The organism is Rhodocytophaga aerolata (assembly GCF_030503435.1).
Classification (GTDB): Bacteria; Bacteroidota; Bacteroidia; order Cytophagales; family 172606-1; genus Rhodocytophaga; species Rhodocytophaga aerolata.
This window is the reverse complement of sequence record NZ_JAUKPO010000033.1, coordinates 40,536-60,297: the sequence shown is the minus strand read 5'-3', so window position 1 is coordinate 60,297 and position 19,762 is coordinate 40,536. Positions and strand designations below refer to the sequence as shown.

The 19,762-nt window shown below is 41.2% G+C and carries 17 protein-coding genes and 1 pseudogene; 15 read left to right on the top strand and 3 right to left on the bottom strand.

The features are described 5' to 3' along the window. Positions 1–145: 145 nt before the first annotated feature. Positions 146–1,936: a translation elongation factor 4 gene (gene lepA / locus Q0590_RS30420; RefSeq protein ID WP_302041427.1), complete on the top strand. Its 1,791-nt coding sequence runs from the start codon at positions 146–148 to the stop codon at positions 1,934–1,936. 99 nt (positions 1,937–2,035) lie between these two features. Here lepA and Q0590_RS30415 read toward each other — a convergent pair whose 3' ends face one another. After that, positions 2,036–2,398, bottom strand: a complete 363-nt coding sequence (locus tag Q0590_RS30415; protein WP_302041426.1) for a DUF5684 domain-containing protein — start codon at positions 2,396–2,398, stop codon at positions 2,036–2,038. A gap of 121 nt (positions 2,399–2,519) precedes the next feature. Between Q0590_RS30415 and Q0590_RS30410 the strand changes: the two genes are divergently transcribed. From Q0590_RS30410 to Q0590_RS30400, 3 genes are all read left to right on the top strand, one after another. After that, positions 2,520–3,404 carry a bifunctional 5,10-methylenetetrahydrofolate dehydrogenase/5,10-methenyltetrahydrofolate cyclohydrolase gene (locus tag Q0590_RS30410; protein ID WP_302041425.1) on the top strand — a complete coding sequence of 295 codons (885 nt, stop codon included), beginning with the start codon at positions 2,520–2,522 and terminating at the stop codon, positions 3,402–3,404. A 194-nt stretch (positions 3,405–3,598) separates the two neighbouring features. Then, positions 3,599–4,180, top strand: coding sequence for a 7-carboxy-7-deazaguanine synthase QueE (locus tag Q0590_RS30405; RefSeq protein ID WP_302041424.1), 582 nt, complete (start codon positions 3,599–3,601; stop codon positions 4,178–4,180). 55 nt (positions 4,181–4,235) lie between these two features. Further along, positions 4,236–6,161, top strand: coding sequence for an OmpA family protein (locus tag Q0590_RS30400; protein ID WP_302041423.1), 1,926 nt, complete (start codon positions 4,236–4,238; stop codon positions 6,159–6,161). 6 nt (positions 6,162–6,167) lie between these two features. Here Q0590_RS30400 and Q0590_RS30395 read toward each other — a convergent pair whose 3' ends face one another. Further along, positions 6,168–6,341, bottom strand: coding sequence for a hypothetical protein (locus Q0590_RS30395; RefSeq protein WP_302041422.1), 174 nt, complete (start codon positions 6,339–6,341; stop codon positions 6,168–6,170). A 144-nt stretch (positions 6,342–6,485) separates the two neighbouring features. Here Q0590_RS30395 and Q0590_RS30390 point away from each other — a divergent pair, with 144 nt between their 5' ends. The 9 genes from Q0590_RS30390 to Q0590_RS30350 all read left to right on the top strand — a co-directional run bounded on the left by Q0590_RS30390 (position 6,486) and on the right by Q0590_RS30350 (position 16,321). Beyond that, a complete protein-coding gene (locus Q0590_RS30390) occupies positions 6,486–7,196 on the top strand; it encodes a hypothetical protein (RefSeq protein WP_302041421.1) in 711 nt (236 codons plus the stop codon). A gap of 492 nt (positions 7,197–7,688) precedes the next feature. Then, positions 7,689–9,110, top strand: a complete 1,422-nt coding sequence (locus Q0590_RS30385) for an anthranilate synthase component I family protein (RefSeq protein ID WP_302041420.1) — start codon at positions 7,689–7,691, stop codon at positions 9,108–9,110. A 27-nt stretch (positions 9,111–9,137) separates the two neighbouring features. Beyond that, the gene (locus tag Q0590_RS30380; RefSeq protein WP_302041419.1) at positions 9,138–10,496 is read left to right on the top strand and encodes a TrpB-like pyridoxal phosphate-dependent enzyme; all 1,359 of its coding nucleotides are present in this window, start codon (positions 9,138–9,140) and stop codon (positions 10,494–10,496) included. Positions 10,497–10,541: 45 nt separating this feature from the next. Then, positions 10,542–11,117, top strand: a complete 576-nt coding sequence (locus Q0590_RS30375) for an anthranilate synthase component II (protein ID WP_302041418.1) — start codon at positions 10,542–10,544, stop codon at positions 11,115–11,117. 60 nt (positions 11,118–11,177) lie between these two features. Beyond that, complete coding sequence (gene trpD / locus Q0590_RS30370) at positions 11,178–12,164, top strand: anthranilate phosphoribosyltransferase (protein ID WP_302041417.1); 987 nt, start codon at positions 11,178–11,180, stop codon at positions 12,162–12,164. A 70-nt stretch (positions 12,165–12,234) separates the two neighbouring features. After that, positions 12,235–13,029 carry an indole-3-glycerol phosphate synthase TrpC gene (gene trpC, locus Q0590_RS30365; protein ID WP_302041416.1) on the top strand — a complete coding sequence of 265 codons (795 nt, stop codon included), beginning with the start codon at positions 12,235–12,237 and terminating at the stop codon, positions 13,027–13,029. Between the two features lie 217 nt (positions 13,030–13,246). Beyond that, the gene (locus Q0590_RS30360) at positions 13,247–13,894 is read left to right on the top strand and encodes a phosphoribosylanthranilate isomerase (RefSeq protein WP_302041415.1); all 648 of its coding nucleotides are present in this window, start codon (positions 13,247–13,249) and stop codon (positions 13,892–13,894) included. A 199-nt stretch (positions 13,895–14,093) separates the two neighbouring features. After that, on the top strand, positions 14,094–15,296 hold the full coding sequence (gene trpB, locus Q0590_RS30355) for a tryptophan synthase subunit beta (protein WP_302041414.1): 1,203 nt from the start codon (positions 14,094–14,096) through the stop codon (positions 15,294–15,296). Between the two features lie 149 nt (positions 15,297–15,445). Beyond that, positions 15,446–16,321, top strand: a complete 876-nt coding sequence (locus Q0590_RS30350; RefSeq protein ID WP_302041413.1) for a LytR/AlgR family response regulator transcription factor — start codon at positions 15,446–15,448, stop codon at positions 16,319–16,321. A 168-nt stretch (positions 16,322–16,489) separates the two neighbouring features. Here Q0590_RS30350 and Q0590_RS30345 read toward each other — a convergent pair. Then, positions 16,490–17,265, bottom strand: a pseudogene (locus Q0590_RS30345) (IS5 family transposase). A 78-nt stretch (positions 17,266–17,343) separates the two neighbouring features. On the opposite strand from Q0590_RS30345, the gene Q0590_RS30340 reads away from it, so the two are divergent. Together Q0590_RS30340 and Q0590_RS30335 are read left to right on the top strand one after the other, a co-directional pair. Further along, positions 17,344–18,618 (top strand): TraB/GumN family protein, encoded by a 1,275-nt coding sequence (locus Q0590_RS30340; RefSeq protein WP_302041412.1) that lies wholly within the window; start codon positions 17,344–17,346, stop codon positions 18,616–18,618. Between the two features lie 123 nt (positions 18,619–18,741). Continuing rightward, entirely contained in the window at positions 18,742–19,737 is a 996-nt protein-coding gene (locus tag Q0590_RS30335) for an ABC transporter substrate-binding protein (protein ID WP_302041411.1), read from the top strand. The last annotated feature ends 25 nt before the right edge of the window (positions 19,738–19,762 follow it).

Here is a 19,762-nt window from a genome sequence, read left to right as displayed (position 1 = left end):
TTTACGTGTATAGGTGAAGAATTAACTTGATGACAATAAAAATAAATGTTTTGAAAATGTGGCTAATGGCCTGTAATTTACATAGTCTGTAAGTAATTTTATTACTATTTTTGCAAATCAAAATTTAGAACACTTATCCGGTTGAATGGAAAATATTAGGAACTTCTGCATTATTGCACACATTGATCATGGCAAAAGCACTCTCGCCGATCGTTTACTGGAATTTACCCAGACTGTGAAGAAACGCGACATGCAGGCACAACTATTAGACGACATGGATCTGGAACGCGAGCGAGGCATTACCATTAAAAGCCACGCCATCCAGATGGATTATGTCTATAAAGACAAAAAATATGTACTGAATCTGATCGATACACCCGGGCATGTTGACTTTTCGTATGAAGTATCCCGTTCTATAGCCGCTTGCGAAGGAGCTTTATTAATTGTGGATGCAGCCCAAGGTATTGAAGCACAAACGATATCTAATCTTTATTTAGCCCTTGGCCAAGATCTGGAAATTATACCGGTATTGAATAAAATAGACCTGCCGGGAGCCATGATTGAAGAAGTTTCTGACCAGATTGTAGACTTGATCGGTTGCAAACGGGAAGAAATTATTCATGCCAGTGGTAAGGAAGGTATTGGCATTGGCGACATTCTGGCTGCTATCGTTGAGCGCATTCCGGCTCCAGAAGGTGATCCTAAAGGCGAATTGCAGGCCCTTATTTTTGACTCTGTATTTAATTCGTTCCGCGGTATTGAGGTTATTTTCCGGGTATACAACGGCCAGATTAATAAAGGCGACAAGATCAAATTTATGAACACTGGCAAGCAATATGAAGCCGATGAAGTAGGGGTGTTGCGCCTGGATAAAGAACCCAGACCCTATATTTCTGCCGGGGATGTAGGCTATATTATTTCCGGTATTAAAGAAGCTAGAGAGGTAAAAGTAGGAGATACGCTTACGCATGTTGATCGGCCGGCCAAAGAAGCTATCAGGGGTTTTGAAGATGTAAAACCAATGGTATTTGCCGGTATATATCCTGTGGAAACCAGTGAATTTGAGGAGCTTAGGGCTTCTATGGAAAAGCTTCAGTTGAATGATGCATCTCTGGTTTGGGAACCAGAAACATCTGCTGCGCTGGGCTTCGGATTCCGGTGTGGTTTCCTGGGTATGTTGCATATGGAGATTGTGCAGGAGCGGTTGGAACGTGAATTTGACATGACGGTTATCACCACCGTTCCGTCGGTACAATTCCATTGTTACACCACTCGTGGAGAAATGGTAAAAATCAGTGCACCGTCCGAAATGCCTGACCCCAGTTTAATTGATTATATTGAAGAGCCATATATTAAAGCCCAGATTATCAGTAAATCAGAATATGTAGGGAGCATCATTGCTCTTTGTATGGATAAGCGGGGCATTATTAAAAATCAGATTTACCTCACTTCCGACAGGGTAGAATTAAGCTTTGACTTGCCTTTATCCGAAATTGTATTTGATTTCTTCGACCGGTTAAAAACCATTTCCAGAGGATATGCTTCGCTGGATTATGAACTAATAGGTTTCCGCGAATCAACCATGGTAAAGCTGGATATCATGCTCAATGGAGAGAAGGTAGATGCCCTGTCAGCTATTGTACATCGGGATAAAGCATACGACTGGGGTAAACGCTTATGCGAGAAACTACGTGAATTATTGCCTCGCCAGATGTTTGAAATAGCTATTCAGGCAGCTATTGGTCAGAAAATTATTGCCAGAGAAACTGTAAAAGCGATGCGCAAAAACGTATTGGCTAAGTGTTATGGTGGGGATATTTCACGGAAGCGTAAACTGTTGGAAAAGCAGAAAAAAGGGAAAAAACGCATGCGCCAGGTGGGTAACGTAGAAATTCCGCAAGAGGCCTTCATGGCTGTTTTGAAGTTAGAATCATAAGCAAGCCTTTTCTTCGTTGCTAAGAAATATAAAAATCAAAGCCCTGACACTTAGAGTCAGGGCTTTGATTTTTATAAAATGAACGGTGCTTAACTGGCATTACGCAACTTGTGCTTTAACCGTGCCTTCCGCAGGACCTACATACTTCACATCGTCAGAAAATCCGAGATACGGAACATAGATAAAGCTTAAAAATATAGCTGCCATATAATTACCTGTCCCAGGTTTACCAAACGATTTGCACAGGCCAGTCATCATCGTGATGAATACATAGATGTTGACTAAAGGAATAAATAGCAAAATAATATGCCATAAGGGTTTTCCAATGATCTCAAACCAAACCACTAGATTATAAAACGGTATAATGGATGCCCAACCTGGTTTGTTGGCTTTCTCATAAAGTTTCCAGTAACCGGCAAATGTTGCCACAATCATGGCGATGTACAAAAGAACAATGATCATAAAAGGGATTGTTTATTGTTTATAAAAGTTTACGAATGAGTTAAAAATAATTTAGTGAGCCAACCCGGCAAATTTTATAACTTTGCCTCCTTATTCAGACAAGACATATTTAGCTAGATACATGACAAAAATCTTAGACGGCAAGCAGATTTCTCTACAAATCCGGCAGGAAATTGCAGAAGAAGTAAAACGGATGAAGCAAAATGGCCAAAGGGCTCCGCACCTGGTAGCCGTTCTCGTTGGCAACGATGGAGCCAGCGAAACATATGTAAACCACAAAGTAAAAGATTGTGAGGAGGTTGGCTTCCGGTCGTCCCTGTACCGCTACGAGGCATCTATTTCTGAAGACGAACTGCTGCAAATTGTGGATGCCATAAACCAGGATGCGGAAGTAGATGGACTAATTGTACAACTGCCTCTTCCTAAGCACATTTCTGTAGATAAAATAATTGCCAAAATATTACCTGAAAAAGATGTGGATGGTTTTCACCCGGTTAACTTGGGCCGGATGGTGAAAGGATGGCCTGCCTATATGCCAGCAACCCCTAATGGCATTGTTGAATTGATTAGAAGAAATAGTATTGACACGGCTGGCAAACATTGTGTAGTGATTGGGCGAAGCCAGATTGTAGGATTACCGATCAGTATACTCATGGGGCGCAACGGTTATCCCGGCAACTGTACAGTTACTTTATGTCATAGTAAAACAAATGATATACCCGCCGTAACCAGGCAGGCAGATATACTGATTGCTGCCATTGGCATACCAGGTTTTGTAAAAGGTGATATGGTGAAACAAGGGGCAGTTGTTATAGATGTAGGAACTACCCGTGTCACAGATGCCACAAAAAAAGCCGGTTTTAGTTTAAAGGGGGATGTTTTATACGATGAAGTTTTCGACAAATGCAGCTATATAACCCCAGTACCCGGAGGTGTTGGCCCTATGACCAGAGCATCTTTACTTCAGAATACCTTATTGGCTGCACAAAAGAAGGTGTATGTATGAGGAATGATTAGTGACGAATGAATAATTTTAATTCTTACTCATTCGTCAGTATTCAACAGGAAACTCTGTTGATTTTTAATTCTTGAGAAGGAATTTTTACTAGTTAATTTTATGTTCCAATATAAGTGAATAGCATACATAATCCATTGACCAATTCAATTCTAGTACCTACGCAAGCGACAACCTTGCCTTTAATGGAGGCTTTCTATACCATTCAAGGGGAGGGGTTCTATCAGGGAAATGCCGCCTATTTTATCAGGTTAGGTGGCTGTGATGTAGGGTGCCATTGGTGTGATGTAAAAGAATCGTGGGATATGGATGCACACCCCAAAGTAGAAATAAAGCAAATTGTGGAGGAAGCAGCGAAGTATCCTGGGCGTATGGCTGTCGTAACTGGCGGAGAACCACTTATGCACAACCTGGATTTGCTTTGCGAAACCTTGCATACCTATGGTTTCCGAAACAATATTGAAACCTCTGGTGCGTATCCGCTTTCCGGCAAATGGGACTGGATTTGTTTTTCACCTAAAAAATTCAAAGTTCCTCATCAGGGAATTTATGCCCAAGCTCATGAGTTGAAGGTAATTATCTATAACAAAAGTGATTTTGCCTGGGCTGAAGATTTTGCTGACCGGATGAATCCGGCATGTAAGCTTTTTCTGCAACCCGAATGGAGCCGTTCTAAAGAAATGCTTCCTCTGATTGTGGAGTACATCAAAAGCAACCCGAAATGGGAGGTATCTTTGCAGATACATAAGTATATGAATATTCCTTAGTTGTATATTTATAAATGGGTAGTTAGCAAAACTATCTTTTTATTAGCCATTCAGCATGCACAAAAAATATCTTCTTTATCTATGCCTTAGCTGGATACTTTATATTCCGGTTTTCGCCCAGAACACTTCACCAGCTATTTCTGACAAAGCCCGCAAATACTACGAACAGGCCGAACCCTTGATGCTTGCCCGCAAATTCGATCAGGCCATTGCCGTATTAAACAAGGCTGTAGAAAAAGAACCAGCGTATGCAGAAGCATACTACCGGCTTGGAAATATTCACGAACTGTTACAGAATGATACCAAGGCGCAGGAAAATTATGCCAGGAGTGTAGAACTAAAACCCAATCATAAACCGTTTATAGCTGCTTATTATGCCTTGGGGAACATTGCCCTGCGCAAAGGTGAGTATGAACAGGCCAAAAATTATTATGAAAGTTTTATAGAATTGAAACCTGCCCGCCCTGCCCAATTTGCCGAAGCCAGGCGTAATTTAGCTAACTGCCTTTTTGCCTTGGAAGCCAAAAAACATCCGTTGCCATTCAGTCCCAAACCTTTGAGCAAAACAGTCAATAAGTTTGCTTTGCAATATTTTCCTGTACTTACGGCTGATCAACAAACCTTGATCTTTACGGCCCGCGACACACTGGCTACCAACGATGACGAAAATTTGTATGTAAGCTACCTGAAAAATGGCGAGTGGACTTCACCTGTTTCTTTATCTACTGGTATAAATACGCCTGAAAATGAAGGCACTTGCAGTATTTCAGCCGATGGACGTACGCTTGTTTTTACCTCTTGCAAAGGTCGGGAAAGTTTTGGTAGCTGCGATCTGTTTGTTACCTATAAAGTAGGGGATGACTGGAGTATGCCTATTAATTTGGGCGGAAAAGTTAATACCTCTTCCTGGGAATCGCAGCCTTCTCTGTCGGCTGATGGACGGACGCTGTATTTTACTTCTGACAGGCGTGGAGGCTATGGAAAACGGGATATCTGGATGAGTCAGATGGGCGAAGATGGAGTTTGGGGCGTAGCGGCTAACCTGGGTACGGAAGTAAATACCCCGGATGATGATTTGTCTCCCTTTATCCATGTGAATGGTGCGACATTATTCTTCTCCTCTAAAGGACATCTGGGGCTTGGAGGGTTTGATTTATTTGCCACAGAAAGAACAGGCCAAAATACCTGGGCCAGGCCAAAAAATCTTGGCTTTCCTATTAATACACATGATGACCAGGTATCTTTATTTGTCACTGCCGATGGAAAAAAAGGCTATTATTCCCACGAAGAAAAACGGGGAAGACAATACCTGAGCAGTATTCTGCATGAATTTGACATTCCTGAGCAGATTGCCGTAGCCCATACCAGTAATTATCTGAAAGGTACGGTGTATGATGCCAAAACCAAGCAACGCATAGGAGCTAAAATTGAGTTATTCAACTTGAATACCGGTAATATGGATGCGCTCATGCAGGCTGACCGTAAAACCGGCGAATACCTGACTGTACTCACGCAGGGCTCCTCTTATGCATTGTATGTAAATAAAGAAGGCTATTTATTTAAAAGCCTGTATTTTGATGTAAACCAGAAGAAGGAATTTGAGCCATTGGTGTTAGATGTATACTTAGAGCCTGTCAGGTCAGGAGCAAAAGATATCTTAAATAACCTGTTCTTTGCCACCGGGGAGTACAAGCTGGAAGATAAATCTAAAACGGAACTGGACAAGCTGGTGAAATTCCTGAACGAAAACAAAACCCTTCGTATGGAAATATCCGGCCATACGGATGATGTAGGAAAAGATGCCGATAATATGGAGCTTTCTAAAAAAAGGGCTAAGAGTGTATATGATTATTTAGTAAGTGCCGGCATCCAGGAGAGCCGGCTTACCTTTGCGGGTTATGGCGAAACACAATTTGTAGCGCCCAATACATCAGATAAAAACAGGCAGCTCAATCGAAGAATCGAATTTAAAGTGCTGTAAGGGCTTTTATCTGCGGATCTTATTAAAAATCCAGAATACAAGCAGAATTACCAGTACAAGGCCGATAAGCCCTGTCCACATGCCGGCTTCAAAAATACCTCCTACCACATCGCAACTTGTCAGAGAAAAGGTAAGGAGAAAAGCAAGCAGAAAATTTATTAATAAGTTATTGTATTTCATGTTTTTGCAAGTTTGAGTTAAATAAATAAGAATACGGTTTCTTACGCAGAATCCTGTAATAAGTTTATTTCCCATCATCGAGTAAAAGGCCTTAAGAAGGAAACAACCTTAGTTTTTAGTATATTTATTCCCAATTCTGAAGACATGAAAAAACACATTCTCTATGCAGGCTTGCTCCTTTCTATTGACTTAAACGCACAATCAGTTTCCAGTGGACTTGATGCTCAAACTAATATAGATGCGCTTGGTACAGACAATCTGAATGGGATGGTCAGGAAATTCGATACACGTTATGAAGGGGTTAGAGGAACACCTTACCTGGTCAATTACTGGAATAATGGCACAATTGTGTTAAAAGGCGGCAAAAAGCTATCCGAAGTTCCTGTAAAAGTCGACTTGTTTGGTTACGAAATTATTTCCAAACGTGTGTCTGGCGATTCTATTATTGTAAAGGCTGCTACCATTGATAAAGTTATGCTAACAGATGTTTTAACCGGGCAAGTACATACCTTTAAAAAATGGGCAGATTTAGGAATGGCAAAAGCCGGCTATGCTGATATCATGTATGATGGGAAATATCTGCTAATAGCCGACCGCAAAAAAACACTAGTCAAAGCTAATTATCAGGGTGGCTATAGTGCTAATCGGCCCTACGATGAATTTATTGACGAGGTGAGTTTTTTTGTGAAAAAGCCAGACCAGAATCTGGAAAAAATAAAGCTTAGCAGAAAAGCTATTCTGGAAGTATTTCCAGACCATCAGGCTGAACTTAAATCATTTATCTCCAAAAATCAGATTGATTTCCGTGAAGTGAGCCAGGTAATAAAAATCTTCCATTTTTACGATACCTTGTAACCATCACTTGATGGTAAATAAAAAAGCTTGCTTCATAAGGCAAGCTTTTTTATTTATTGTGAGTTGTAATCTGTCTTTTCTGCCCATCGGTTATTTCCAATAAAGACAATGGTTTATACCCATTAATTAAATATTAACACATTAAAAATTCAGCTATAGTGCCATTAGATGCATAATCGTATTTAAGAGATAAAAGAAATGAGTAAATTTTTTTTGTAAATACTTTCCATTTGTTTGTTGTATTCAAATAGAGTGATATATTTGCTAAAATTTAATTGAAAATGATAAATCAGATACACAATACTGCATGGTGGTGGCGCATTACGGAACCCGTGGTGTGAACTTGCCTATTGTGTAAATCAATATAACAAAAGAGAGGCTTGCTGTTCACACAGTGAGCCTTTTTTGTTCCTGAATTTTTATGTCTTACACCAGTTTTTCAATAACATACCTCTACCACCCAATTAGCATATATAAACCTGTACCAATCCTATGGCGTTTACTCTGAAAACAACCTATAAAAAATTACTGGCCGATACAGTAACTCCTGTAAGCATTTATCTGAAACTAAGAGACAAGTTTATCAATAGCATTTTATTGGAAAGTTCCGATTATCATGGCAACGAAAATAGCTATTCATACATTTGTTGCCAGCCTATTGCCCGCTTCGAACTTTCCGATCATACCCTAACTCAGCAATTTCCGGATGGTAGCCTTGTAAAACAAGCCGTTACAGAAAGACACCAAGTTGTGGCAGCATTAGAAAATTTCTGTAAGCAGTTTCATACCGAAGAGCATCGTTTCCCCTTCATAAACAATGGTATATTTGGGTACATAGCCTACAATTCCGTACAGTTTTTTGAAGATATCGAGTTAAGAGATCGCAAAACAGAGGAGAATGCCATACCAGACATGATTTATCAGGTATTTAAGTATGTGATGGTTATTAATCACTTTAAGAACGAACTTTACATATTTGAACATGCGCCCGAATCCAGTCAGGTAGAGGCAAGTACCGAAGGAATAGACTACATCATCTCTCTTATACAAAATAAGAATTTTCCTTCCTACACGTTTCATCTCCAGGACGAAGAAACTACAAACCTGACTGATCAAGAATTTTTAGATGTTATTGCTTCCGGAAAATACCATTGTCAGGTTGGCGATGTATTCCAGATTGTACTTTCCCGCCGCTTTTCCAGAAAATTCACTGGTGATGAGTTTAATGTATACCGGGCACTGCGGTCTGTCAATCCCTCTCCTTACCTGTTTTACTTTGATTTTGGCAGTTTTAAAATATTTGGTTCCTCACCGGAAGCACAGATTACCATACAAAACCGGAAAGCCACCATTTATCCAATTGCCGGTACTTTCCGCCGCACAGGCAATGATGTGGAAGATGCTGAACTAGCCCAGAAACTATACGACGATCCGAAGGAAAATGCGGAACATGTAATGCTGGTGGATCTGGCACGTAATGATTTAAGCCGTAACGGGAGGCACGTGAATGTAGATACGTTTAAGGAAATCCAGTATTATTCTCATGTTATACATCTGGTTTCCAAGGTGAGCAGCACCATGGATGAAAAATCTTCAACTGTACAAATGGTAGCTGATACGTTTCCGGCCGGTACTTTATCCGGTGCACCCAAACACCGGGCTATGCAGTTGATTGACAAATATGAACCTACGAACCGCGGGTATTATGGCGGTTGTATTGGATTTATGGGCTTCAATGGTAACTTTAACCATGCCATTATGATCCGTTCATTTTTAAGTAAAAACAATACCTTATATTACCAAGCCGGTGCTGGTGTCGTTGCCAAATCAGTGATTGAAAGTGAACTGCAGGAGGTAACGAATAAATTAGGGGCTCTCCGGAAAGCCCTGGAAATGGCTACCGAAATAAAATAAATGATCTTTACCTAACTATACAAAACCATGGAACGCAAGATTATACTTTCTGAAAAAGAGATGCCAGAGTATTGGTACAACATCGTGGCCGATATGCCAAACAAGCCGTTGCCACCATTGCATCCTGGTACCAAGCAACCCATTGGCCCTGAAACCCTAGCCCCCTTATTTCCCATGGAGTTAATAAAACAGGAAGTAAGTACTGAAAAGTGGATAGACATACCAGAAGAAGTGCGGGATATTTACACTTTATGGCGGCCCACTCCGCTGTACAGGGCATATAATCTGGAAAAAGCCTTGGATACGCCTGCTAAAATTTATTATAAATACGAAGGCGTAAGTCCTGCTGGTTCACACAAACCGAATACGGCCGTGCCTCAGGCATATTACAATAAACAAGAGGGAGTAAAAAAGATATCCACAGAAACTGGAGCAGGTCAGTGGGGCACGGCTCTAAGTTTTGCTTGCCAGCTGTTTGGCATTGAATGCGAGGTGTATATGGTAAAAGTTAGTTATAACCAGAAACCCTACCGCCGCATTGTGATGAATACCTATGGCGCCAAAGTACATGCGTCTCCCTCTGAACTAACTCAGGCCGGAAAACAGATTCTTTCTCAAAACCCTGATTCTCCAGGTAGTTTAGGTATTGCTATTTCAGAAGCAGTGGAAGTGGCAGCCAATGATCCAGGGACTAAATATGCCTTAGGCAGTGTATTGAATCATGTGTTAATGCACCAGACCATCATTGGTTTAGAAGCGCTAAAGCAGATGGAAAAAGCAGGCGACTTGCCTGATATCGTAATAGCTCCCTTTGGCGGAGGATCTAATTTTGCTGGTATCTCCTTTCCCTTCCTGCGATTGAATTTTGAAGAAGGCAAAAGCATCCGGTGTATTGCTAGTGAGCCTGCTTCCTGCCCGAAGCTTACCCGTGGTGTGTTCCGCTACGATTTTGGTGATACGGTAGGAATGACCCCCTTAATTCCCATGTATACCTTAGGTCATAACTTTGTGCCCTCTCCGATACATGCCGGAGGATTGCGGTACCATGGAGCTGGAGCCATTGTGAGTCAATTACTGAAAGATCAATTGATAGAGGCCCGTTCACATTTCCAGAAAGAATGTTTTGAAGCCGGATTATTATTTGCCCGTACCGAAGGAATTGTACCTGCGCCAGAAGCTAACCATGGCCTGGCGACTGTTATTCAGGAAGCGAAACAAGCCAAAGAAGAAGGCAAAACCAAAACGATTCTTTTTAACCTTTGCGGACATGGTAACTTTGATATGGCAGCTTATGAGGCATATTTATCAGGTAAACTGGTAGACGAAGAACTTACATCCGACCAAATAGAAAAATCCATAGCCCAGATAGATCATCTGCAAGTTTAAAGCAAAGTCGGAATTTCCCGGCTTTCGACAACGAGTATTACTGTTATGAAAATTTTAGTTTTAGACAATTACGATTCATTTACTTATAACCTGGTCCATCTGCTGAAAGAATTAGGAGATGACCTGGAGATTGAAGTTCACCGGAATGATAAAATTTCGCTGGAGGAAGTAGAAAAATTCGACAAAATTCTATTATCTCCCGGGCCAGGCCTGCCATCTGATGCCGGAATTATGCCTGCCCTAATTAAAAAATATGCTCCAACCAAAAGTATATTAGGCATTTGCCTGGGGCATCAGGGAATTTCTGAGATATTTGGTGCGAAGCTGGAGAACATGCAAGAGGTTTTGCATGGCGTAGCTACCCCTGCAATTGTGCAGTCTGCTGAGGAAGTATTATTCAAAAATATTCCTGCATCCTTCAATACCTGCCGTTACCACTCCTGGACTGTAGTACCAGAGTCTGTTCCCACTGCTGAATTGGAGGTAACCGCTGTTGATTCCAATGGAAAAGTAATGGCAATCCGACATAAACAATTCGATGTAAAAGGGTTGCAATTTCATCCGGAATCTATTTTGACTGAACATGGCAAACAGATGATAAAAAACTGGCTCGATAGCTGAGTATATGCAAGCTGACACCAAACTAATAAATTGAATACCTAACATTTGAACATTCAATCTATGAAAGAAATCCTCAATCATTTGTTTGAGTACAAAACCCTTACAAAAGACCAGGCAAGAACGGTACTTACAGATATTACCCAGGGGAATTATACGCATGTACAGATTGCTTCCTTCCTGACTGTGTATATGATGCGTAGCATCACCGTTGCAGAGCTCGAAGGTTTCCGGGATGCTATGCTGGAACAATGCCTGGCCTTAGATTTTTCTGCCTATGATCCTATGGATGTTTGTGGCACTGGTGGAGATGGAAAAAACACCTTTAATATCTCAACCTTAGCCTCTTTTGTAGTGGCAGGTGCAGGGCAAAGGGTCGTAAAACATGGCAATTATGCGGTGTCTTCTACCTGCGGATCATCTACAGTCATGGAATATCTGGGTTACAAGTTTACCAATGACAAAGACATACTCCGCCGGAAGATAGAAGAAGCCGGTATCTGTTTTTTACATGCCCCTTTATTTCATCCGGCGATGAAATATGTAGCTCCGGTAAGGAAAGAACTAGGTGTAAAAACCTTTTTCAATATGTTAGGACCTATGGTGAATCCTGCTTTTCCGCAAAAGCAAATGGTAGGCGTTTTTAGCCTGGAACTTGCCCGCTTGTATGCCTACTTATATCAGCAGACAACCAAGCAGTTTGCCATTGTACATGCCTTAGATGGCTACGATGAAATTTCGCTGACAGGTAATTTTAAAATGATTTCTACCAAAAAAGAGCAAGTATTAAGTCCGGATCAATTAGGTTTGCCAACAGTAGCTGCCAGTGATTTATTTGGGGGGGAAACTGTAGAAGAAGCTGCCAGAATTTTTACCGACGTATTGCAGGGTAGAGGGACGCTTGCTCAAAATTCTGCTGTAATTGCCAATGCAGCCATGGCTTTGTACGGAGCTAATCCGGCAATTAGCTTGGAAGAGGCAATAGCTACTGCCAGAGAAAGCCTGGAAAGTAAAAAAGCCCTCCGTAGCTTCGAAAAATTGATGGTATAAATTATTGATTTACTTGTAGATAATTAATGTAATACTCTCTAAACCTTATTCATACAGGCACATATATTCCATGAACATTCTAGATCAGATTGTAGCCCACAAACAAAAAGAAGTAGCCGAGCGGAAAAGTCTTTATCCGGTAAAGCTGCTGGAAAAAAGTATCTATTTTGAATCACAGCCTGTATCGCTGAAAAAATATTTATTACGTCCTGATAAGGTAGGCATAATTGCAGAGTTTAAGCGGAAATCTCCTTCTAAAGGAATGATTAACCCCTATGTGGCCGTGGAACGGACGTCGGTTGGGTATATGCAGGCAGGAGCCTCTGCACTTTCTATTCTTACGGATACGGCTTTTTTTGGCGGAAAGAATGAGGATTTAATCACCGCCCGCAAATTTAACTTTTGTCCCATCCTGCGAAAAGATTTCACGATTGATGAATATCAGATTATTGAAGCAAAATCCATTGGGGCCGATGCCATTTTGCTGATTGCCGCCATTCTTTCTCCGGAGCAAATACGTTCATTAGCAGCTGTTGCCAAATCTCTGAAAATGGAAGTATTGCTGGAAGTGCATGATCAGCAGGAATTGGAACGTAGCCTTACACCCGATGTAGATGCGTTAGGCGTGAATAACCGGAATCTCAAAGATTTTACAGTAGATATAAATCTGTCTAAGACCTTAGCACCCATTATTCCAGACGACTTTGTGAAAGTATCTGAAAGTGGCATTTCTGAGGCCGAAACGGTAGCTGATCTGGCTACTTATGGATACAAAGGATTTCTGATGGGCGAAACATTCATGAAAAACAGCCGTCCGGAAAAAGCCTGTGCGGCATTCATCGACCGATTGAGAGTGTTGATTTAACTGCACCTGCCTGGAATAAGTGATAATCTGTTGGTTGCCTTAACAATCAAAAACCTTGATAATCCAGGATTAGCTATATTTGCTACTAATGGATGCTGTTTTGACTTTGTTAAGAGGATGTTTGTATGAAATTGTAGTTTTGTGATGAAAAATGATATTTTTTTTATAACTTTATAACGGAGTTATCGACAATATATCTCAAGTAAACCTTTCAACTATGACAAAACTGAAAGTTTGTGGGATGCGGAATAAAGAAAATATCCAATCCCTTCTGGAAGTGCAGCCGGATTATATGGGTTTCATCTTTTATGAGAAATCGCCCAGGTTTGTTGGCGAAGAACTGGATGCCGATTTCTTACTTTCATTTCCCCGGAGTGTAAAAAAAGTTGGTGTATTTGTAAATGCACATCCTGATTTTATACTCAAGAATGTAAAGAAGTATGGACTGGAACTGGTACAACTACATGGAAATGAAACACCTGAAGTTTGCAGGGGTTTGCGAAGCCGGGGGCTTACTATCATAAAAGCATTTGCCCTTGATAACAATTTTAACTTTGCCAGGCTGAATAACTACAAAAGCTTCTGCGATTACTTTCTGTTCGACACCAAAAGTGAATCGTATGGCGGTACAGGCCAGGCATTTAACTGGGATATATTAAAAAATTACGATAACGAAAAACCTTTCTTTTTGAGTGGGGGAATCAGTCCGGTACATGTGGAGATGATTACAGAACTGAAGGGAATGAATATGCATGCGGTAGATATCAACAGTTTATTTGAAAACGAACCTGGCAGCAAAGACGTTGAAAAGATAAAAGTATTTGCCAAGCAACTCCGCCAAGCTTTTCAAGTTCCCCATGTATAAAAGTTAATCCATAGCCTATTTGTCTGTACTTTTACAAGTGTCATTTAAACTAAATGAATTATATTCATCAATAGCCCTTTTGTTGCAAACTTTTGTAAGTTGCAGGCTGTTGAACCAATAATACCCATACGATGCCTATACATTTGCCTCGAGAGATATTATCAACCTATTCTTATATATTTTACCCTGATTTGCTTTCATGGATCATACTTTAGAAAAAAGTGCTTTTGCTGTAGATGAAAAAGGATATTATGGCCTTTTTGGTGGAGCATATATACCAGAAATGCTATATCCAAATGTGGAAGAGTTGCGACAAAACTACCTTTCTATCATCAGCCAGCCAGATTTTCAGCAAGAGTTTCAAAATTTACTTTCCGAATATGTAGGCCGGCCTACACCGCTGTATTTTGCCAAGCGGTTGTCCGAAAAATACCAGACTCAAATCTACCTGAAGCGGGAAGATCTTTGCCATACTGGGGCGCATAAAGTAAATAATACAATTGGCCAGATATTGATTGCCCGCAAACTTGGTAAAAAACGGATTGTAGCTGAGACCGGTGCTGGCCAACATGGAGTAGCCACCGCAACTGTTTGTGCCTTGATGGGATTGGAATGTATCGTATACATGGGTAAACTGGATATGGAACGCCAGAAACCCAATGTGGAACGCATGCATATGCTGGGAGCAAAAGTGATTGCTGCTACCTGTGGCAGCCAGACGTTAAAAGATGCCACCAATGAAGCAATGCGCCATTGGATAAATAACCCAACCGATACACATTATATTATAGGTTCTGTGGTTGGTCCACATCCTTATCCAGATATGGTGACCCGTTTTCAGTCGGTCATTAGTGAAGAAATCCGCAAACAGCTTACAGAGAAATTTGGCAACCCCAATCCGGACTATGTTCTGGCATGTGTAGGGGGAGGAAGTAATGCCGCCGGCGCATTTTATCATTTTCTGGATGAACCAGAGGTAAAATTAATTGCACTGGAAGCGGCCGGGCAGGGTGTCAGCAGCGGACATTCGGCAGCTACGACGGCTCTGGGTAAACCAGGTGTATTACATGGAAGCAAAACTATTCTGATGCAAACCGACGACGGTCAGGTAACGGAGCCTTACTCTATTTCGGCAGGTTTGGATTACCCAGGGATAGGACCCATTCATGCCCATTTGTTTGAGAGTGGCCGTGCCCAGTTTTATAGTGTTACGGATGAAGAAGCTTTACAAGCTGGCTTGCTGCTTAGCCGCATGGAAGGAATTATTCCTGCCCTGGAGTCTGCTCATGCGTTAGCTTATCTGGAGAAATTACATGCAAAACCCAATGATATTGTAGTAGTAAATCTTTCTGGAAGAGGCGATAAAGACTTAGCTACCTATAGTAAAGCTTTAAGCTTATAAATTAACGTTTTACTTACTTAAAGAACGTATTTGAAATGCGCACAAAGGGAAAGTATCTCTCTTTTTGCGCATTTTATATGATATAGCTAATTTGTTGAATAAAATAGCAACCCATACTCCTTGCAAATAAGTTTATTGCCGGCTAACCTATGTTTCGTTTTCTTCAGCAACCATATCCTGTCAATGACTCAGCATTAGTAAGGTCGGTTGTACAGGCCTTACTCGTTGGTATTTTCGTTGCCTTTGTATTAATTATTTTCCAACCCTTTGGGGCTTACAACTGGCAACATGCCTACAAACTGTTGATCTTGTCAGGATACGGTCTGGTAGCTTCTCTTACAACCTTCTTGAATTTTTATGTTTTAATGCAGCTTTTTCCATCCCTGTTTATTGAAAAAAAATGGACAGTCTGGAAAGAGATTATCTGGAATGTAGTGCCAATTGTTTTGGGTGGATTTTTATGTACGGTGTATGGCTACCTAATAGGAGCTATGCCCTTTACCTTTACGCAAGTAAGCTACATGATGTCGGTGGTGTTTCTGGTAGGTTTATTTCCTGCCATTATCATGGTATTACTTAATTATGTATACCTTATCCGTAAATATGCTGTGCAACCACCGGCTGAACAAATACCCCATCCTATAGAAAATCTGCCAAAGGACGAGGTTATTACCCAGAATCAATTGATCCAACTAGTTTCGGAAAATGAGAAAGACAAGTTAGTTGTGCCGGCACATGAGTTATTGTTTATAGAAGCCAGCGACAATTACTGCACAGTTGTATATGTAGCAGAAGGAAAGGTAAACAAAATGCTTTTGAGGAGTAGCTTGAGCCGGCTGGAAAGTCAAATCCATACACCACAGATTGTCCGGTGTCACCGTTCCTACATCGCCAATTTTCAACGGATACAATCCGTATCTGGCAACGCACAAGGATATAAACTTCATTTTGAACACACCGATTACGTAGTACCAGTTGCCAGATCGTACTCGGCTGAGCTAAAGCCTTACTTTGTACTTGCCTAACGGCCCCTGGGCTTTGTTAATGGCCCCTGGTAGCAGCCATATACCCCAAATTATGGCATTTCAGCCCTTTTTCCGGCAGCAGATTTATAGGAAATATACTTTTGAGAAAAAGAATTTTCTGTATCTCTATGAAAAAAATTATCAAAAAAACAATTCTGTTTCTAGAAGCTATCTCATAAATGGTTTAAGCAAAATCATCATAGAAGCTAGTAGCACAAAGGCTTTGTAGTTCTCTTCCTTGTATTCGTACCGGACTACGCATCTTCGGTAGTTGAACAGCCAGGCGAAAAACCGCTCCACTTTCCAGCGCCGTTTGTAACGGCGAAGCTTTCTACCATCTTGAGTCTTTTTCTTCTTACGGTTGCTTCGATGAGGAGCAATCATTTCGATACCCTGCTGCTTAAGTTCTTCATCCAGTAGGTCAGAGTCATAAGCTTTATCTCCAATAAGTCGTTGGGGAAGTGCTTCAATGAATCGCTCTTCCAGCACCTTTTCTACCAATTTTACTTCGTGGGGAGATGCTGATTGGACTGTGAGAGATAGTATAACACCACCAGCATCTGTGATTGCCATGATCTTGGTGCCCTTGCCTCGTTTAGTCTTGCCCACAAAAGCGCCCCCTTTTTGGCCATGCAGAATGAGCCATCAATAAAACATTCGCTCAAGTCCACATCGCCTCTTTCTTGAAGATCTCGTGCCAGTGTTTCCACTACTTTCTGCATCACGCCCTGCTCTCGCCATTGCTGAAAACGGCGATGACAGGTCTGATAAGGCGGATAACTTGCCGGTAGATGACTCCACTGAGCACCCGTTTTTAAAATCCACAAAATGCCATCTAGCACCTCTCTTTTGTCTCGCCAGGGACGACCTTTGCCATCTGCTCTTTTAGCTCCCTCAGGAATCAAATCCTTAATTTTCTCCCATTGCGTATCAGTTAACTTCATAACCAATAAACACTTTCCTATACTATATCATCCCCATTTATGAGATAGCTTCTAGTTAGTATTCCATTCGTTCTGCTGGTGCTGGGTATTTTTGGCTATCTATTATTTGCCTTACTAGCGGTTGGTGGCGAAAGTTCTGTTCATCAGGCTTACCTGCAGCAGCATAAACAGGAAATTAATTTATCTGCTGAAGATGAATTTAGTTTGTTTGACAGTGCTTTTTACCAAAATCAGATTTTTATACTGGCCGAAGTACATGGCTTTGCTGCGCCTCAAGAGCTGGATTATAGGTTGCTCAAGCACTTAAATCAGCAAACCGGTCTCCGGTATTATTTGGCTGAAGTAGATTATAGTCAGGCGCATTTTCTTAATCAATATCTGCAAACAGGCGATGAGCCACTATTATCCTATGTATTTCAGACGTGGGTAAAAATGAATGCGCAATGGGGCAATAAAAATTACTACAACAAACTGAAAAAGATATACCAGTTGAATCAACAACTGCCTGAAGAGCGCCGGATTTCCATTGTTGGGGTAGATAAAATTCAGGATATTGCCGTAACTAACCAGTTCCTCCGGGAAATTATTGGCAAACCCACTTATGCAATCCTCAACCCCAACGGATTCGATACACTGCATACCTACCTGGAAACAGATACAATTAGTCTTCAGCAATATGGCCTGTTCAGCCAATCCCTGCTATCCTCTATCCAACAAGATTCCACGTTCAGCTCTTTACCGGATACAGAAAAGTTTGATTTGCTGCATGTACTGAGAAACATCTCTTATTTTGCCCAGCCCTCTCCACGTGACAGCATTATGTATATCAATCTCCAGGCTGTAGTTAAGGAAAAACATCTGGAACATGAGAAAATGTATGGTTTATGGGGCTACGGGCATACCTTGCCTAGTACATTTAATGGCAGAAAATCTTTTGTTCATTTCCTGAAAGAAAACATTCACTTTTCAGGTAAAGTACTAGCCATGAACACATTTGCCATTGATAGTGAAAATATGATTCCGGCACGTAGCATGCCTGAATGGCTTACAAAAACTGAAATCCCGGACAAAAAACTATCCTATATCAGCACAACCTGGGTAAACAGCAATGGTCCTCTGGCTTTTGTAAAAGGAATAAAAGATTTACAAGCCACTAGCAGAGAAAATACCATTACTTTATTTCAGATGGATGGGAATAATTCTCCGTATAAAAATTCTTCTCTCTTAATTAATACCAGAGTGCCTATTCCCGGCCAGACAATCATACCCGATCGGGAAGATCTTACCATTGCTGAGGCGTTTCCTTATGTTTTTCTTATCAGAAATTCTGCTGCCCTTCAGCCTCTGGAATAGCTAACAGCCTGCCACATTTAGCAATTGAAAAAGCTACTATGACTTCTTTTGTAAAAATTACAAGTAAATACTGGATAATTTAAAGTTAGGTTTATATATTATGGAATCATAGAACTTATTCAGATGCGTACACTACTTTTCTACTTAATGCTTGCCATTTATCTGCAAGCATGTAACCACTCAGCCAGCCAGACGGAAAATGCACAAGCAGATGCTAATACAGATAATATTCAGATTGCTGTGATACCCAAAGGGACCACCCATACGTACTGGAATAGTGTACATGCTGGTGCTTCCAAAGCAGCTAAAGAATTAGGTGTAACCATTCATTGGCAAGGCCCCTTAAAAGAAGACGACCGGCAAGTACAAATTCAGACCGTACAAAACTTTGTGAGCCGCGGTGTGGATGCCATTGCATTGGCTCCGTTGGATTCCCGCAGTTTAATTCCTTCCGTAAAGTCAGCCAGAAACAGGCATATTCCCGTAATAATTTTTGATTCCGACCTGGGGTCTGATGAGTATGAAAGTTTTGTAGCAACCGATAATGTAGAAGGTGGCCGTTTGAGTGCTAAAAGACTGGTAGAAGCAATGGGTGGCAAAGGGAAAGTGATTTTACTTCGGTATGCTGAAGGCTCAGCCAGTACAACTCACCGGGAAGAGGGTTTTCTGAAAGGGATGAAGGAGTATGGAAAAAATATGCAGATTGTTTCCTCTAACCAATATGCAGGGGTAACCATCGAGAAAGCCTTACAAGTAGCACAAAATCTGCTGAACCGGTATCCGGATGTGGAGGGAGTTTTCTGTGCCAATGAAACATCTGCCCAGGCCATGTTGCGGGCATTACAAATGGCCAACAAAGCCGGGAAAGTAAAATTAGTCGGTTTTGACGCCAACGAAACATTAGTGAATGCATTAAAAAAGGGAGACGTGCACGGGTTGGCTTTGCAAGATCCGTTTGTGATGGGTTATCTGGCTGTGGCAACCGCTACGCAGGCAATCCGGGGTGAGCGGTACGAAAAACGGATAGATACTGGTGTGCAGATGGTAACTCAGGATAATATGAATGACGAAAAAATAAAAGCATTGCTGTACCCGGAGATAGAAAAATGGCTGCAATAAAAAAAGTTGAGCCACTGATTATCAG